Annotated in this window: 1 protein-coding gene; it reads left to right on the top strand. The window is 67.0% G+C overall.

The features are described from left to right. The first annotated feature begins 144 nt into the window (after positions 1 to 144). Positions 145 to 1,443 carry an IS701 family transposase gene (locus tag D456_RS0123285; protein ID WP_017578578.1) on the top strand — a complete coding sequence of 433 codons (1,299 nt, stop codon included), beginning with the start codon at positions 145 to 147 and terminating at the stop codon, positions 1,441 to 1,443. Positions 1,444 to 1,468: the final 25 nt, after the last annotated feature.

Here is a 1,468-nt window from a genome sequence, read left to right as displayed (position 1 = left end):
GTACTACAGTCGCGCTTCCGTTTTGCTCTGACCTGATGTTGTCTGGGATGACCTGACCGGGTTTGACCACGCTGATCTGGGCGTTTGCCGGGCACAGCAACGGCCGCCGCCCGATCATTGATGGTTGTGAAGACAAAAAATCCCGTGGCGACGGCCGCGGACACCAGCCTAGCGGCCCAGCGCTGGCCGCACCTGCTGAACGAGCTCACCAACACGGTCCTTGACCCCAACCTGGCCCGACCCGAGACCCGCACCACCGCCCGCGAGGTCATCGGCGCACTACTGGCCCCACTGGCCACCAAGAACTGCTGGAGCCTGGCCCAACAAGCCGGACACAGCAACCCCTACCGGATCCAGCGCCTGTTGGCTCAGGCCAGCATGGACGAGGGATCCCTGGTCAGCGCCCTGCGCGGCTACCTCATCGGCCATCTGGGCACCGACGACGTGGTCCTGGTCGTGGACGAGACCGGCGACCTCAAAAAGGGCCCCCACACCGTCGGAGCGGCCCGCCAATACACCGGCACTACGGGGCAGGTGGAGAACTGCCAGGTCGCGGTCTATCTCGCCTACACCACATCTGAGGCCCACGCCCTGACCGACCACCGCCTCTACCTCCCGGCTTCCTGGACCGACGACGAAGACCGGCTCCGCTCGGCCGGGGTGCCCCAGGACGTGGAGTTCGCGACCAAACCGGAGCTGGCCCGCCAGATGATCCACGCCGCCCTGGAACACGTACCCCACGCGTGGGTGGCCGGCGATGAGGTCTACGGCCGCAATCCCGGCCTGCGCTCCTACCTGGAACAGCAACGGGTGGGGTATGTGATGGAGATGGCGGCCACCGACCGCCTGCACACCCCGCGCGGGCCCATCGCAGTCAAAGAGTTGGCCGTCCTGGTGCCCGAGCCGGGGTGGCAGAAACGTTCGGCCGGGGCCGGGTCCAAGGGCGAGCGGTTCTACGACTGGGCGCTCATCGACGATCACACCGACGCTGCCGGGGTGCGGTGGGTGTTGATGCGCCGCAACCGCACCAGTGGTGAGCTGGCCTTCTTCCACTGCTACGCGCCCCAGGCGGTGCCCTTGGCCCGTCTGGTGGCAGTGGCCGGGCGCCGGTGGCGGGTGGAGGAATCTTTTGCCCAGGGCAAGAACCTGGCCGGGTTGGACGAGCACCAGGTGCGCAGGTGGAGGCCTTGGCACCGGTGGAGTCTGCTGGCGATGGTGGCTTATGCGTTCGTGGCCGTGTGCCGGCTGCGGGAGCTGCGCCGTCATCGGCCCCAGTCGGGCCTGGTGGCGCTGTCGTGCAATGAGATCGCCCGTTTGTTGCACGAGCTGTTCAGAGTCGAGCACGGGCTGGAGCACGTGTTGGGGTGGTCGGTGTTCAGACGCGCCCACCAGGCACAGGCTCAGCGGTGCCACTACCGCAGACAAGCGGTGCTGATCTCATGACAAAACGGAAGCGCGACTGTAGTAC

Source organism: Nocardiopsis kunsanensis DSM 44524 (assembly GCF_000340965.1).
Classification (GTDB): domain Bacteria; phylum Actinomycetota; class Actinomycetes; order Streptosporangiales; family Streptosporangiaceae; genus Nocardiopsis; species Nocardiopsis kunsanensis.
Note: the sequence above shows the minus strand (reverse complement) of the source record. Positions and strands in the feature narration are given on the sequence as shown.